Origin of the sequence: Neobacillus drentensis, from assembly GCF_036962765.1 — a bacterium.
GTDB lineage: Bacteria > Bacillota > Bacilli > Bacillales > Cytobacillaceae > Neobacillus > Neobacillus drentensis_C.
Genome location: NZ_JBALOS010000157.1, coordinates 1 through 1739 on the forward strand (window position 1 = coordinate 1; position 1739 = coordinate 1739).

Sequence of the window (1739 nt, forward strand, 5' to 3'; positions counted from 1 at the left end):
AAATAACAGAGAGTTTAGATTTTCCACATATCTTTGTGAATTCCTACTTTTACTTTTTCTAAACGCGAAAAAACAACCACCCGGCTAATAAAATGTACCCGATAGCGTAGACATTTAAAAAGATCTACCTATAGGGTACATTTTACTAGTAGATGGCAACTTTTCCTCAGGATATTTTAATCTAGTTTTGCTAATTTCCTATATAAGTACTTTCTTCTTTCCTCGATATAATTCTTTATGACCGATAATTCCTTGTCAAATATATCTATATCTTGTTTTTTATATGGGTCCTGAATAACAAACGGACGAATCAATTGTGTCAGTTTTTCCACTTTTGGAATCATATTTTCCACTGTAAATTGATGATTCATTATATCCTCAAGGAGCTTTCGATATTGCTTACGAAAGGTATCTACGTATAAAAGCCGTGCAGTTAATGTATTAAATCCATCAATCGGAACATAATCAGGTTCCATGATTTTTCCATTTACATCCCTTCCCCATGTCGCATCATAATCCCACGGTATGATCTCAAAAAGGCGTGTTTCACCATTCCTATAAACGGCGTAGTTATGAACGAACCCATCATAGTTTGATGTGAAAATTACACCGGCCACCCAGCGAAGATATTTATCAATGTCTACAAATTTTTGAATTTCCTTTTCGAATTCATTTTTTGAAAACGTATTGATGTTAAAGATAAATTCCTGTAAGTTATAATCATCTTCCGGCCCGCCAACTTTTCTTTCATAGCCTAATTTGAGCGATTTTTTGGTTTCCTTGTCTAAATCGCTCATCAGTGAGAAGTTCGCATCTCCATCGACAGCATAATGAATGCCGCCAGTAGGTAAGTTCCTTCTTTTTAAGAAATTTTCATCCACTGCTTCAATTTCCAAATAGACCCCTTCTGCTTTTCCATTTTGATTAAGGAATATATGGTGCGAATGCGGCGATAACACGCCTAGCTCGACAAAGAAATCAAATGATAGTTTATTTCGTATTAATGAAGGATCCTTAAATTCAGCATTCAAATGAATTTGTTTGGACCCTCGGAATGTTTTAGGTTTATAGAAGGAAACCTGGTAAGACTTTTTCGGTAAATCGCGGATATGGGATCCTCGATAGGCAACATCAATTTCGAGTCGTTTCCCATCAACCGTTAATTGGGCCGGGATCGGTTCATCAATCCAAATATCCCTTCTCAGCTCCCGCAGATCCATTGGGTTAATAAAAAGTTTGTATTGCGGTACTTTTGCAGTCTCGTCCATTTTATACTCCTCCTTCCCTATATTCGTATGATAGTCGACAGTTAGAGGTCCCGTTTGGACAGCTTTTTTTTCGCTAATAGGCTGTTTTCTCATTCAAATGTACCTGTACATACGTATTTTAGTAGAAGAAGAGAGAGTTTCCTGGACACATATGTGAATTAGTTTTTGTGCTCCCTTTTCAAGCTTAAAGGAGGTGCTAAGTTAATATGAGTGATTTTTCAGCAGAAGATATTCAAAGTGCGGCAGATGAAGTAAGACGAGGTGATTTCTGGGACTTTTTGTTCCGTGACCCAGGTCATAATCGCCGTACAACACGCAGAAGAACATCCAGACGTAATACATCAAGAAATCGGAATACTTCCAGAAACCGGAATACTTCCAGAAATCGAATGTCTTCTAGAAACCGGATGACTTCCAGAAATCGAATGACTTCCAGAAATCGGATGACTTCCAGAAACCGGATGACTTCCA

2 protein-coding genes are annotated in these 1739 nt (G+C 37.6%); one reads left to right on the forward strand and one right to left on the reverse strand.

All coding sequences use genetic code 11. The features are described 5' to 3' along the window. Nucleotides 1-176: 176 nt before the first annotated feature. Nucleotides 177-1268, reverse strand: a complete 1092-nt coding sequence (locus V7137_RS19295; RefSeq protein WP_335699573.1) for a CotH kinase family protein — start codon at nt 1266-1268, stop codon at nt 177-179. A 206-nt stretch (nt 1269-1474) separates the two neighbouring features. On the opposite strand from V7137_RS19295, the gene V7137_RS19300 reads away from it, so the two are divergent. After that, a partial coding sequence (locus V7137_RS19300; protein WP_335699574.1) for a CotG/ExsB N-terminal domain-containing protein occupies nt 1475-1739 on the forward strand: 265 nt, incomplete at its 3' end.

Bases quoted from the DNA above. Each gene is read 5' to 3' on its own strand.
- V7137_RS19295 (WP_335699573.1), bottom strand. From the start codon at position 1,268: ATGGACGAGACTGCAAAAGTACCGCAATACAAACTTTTTATTAACCCA.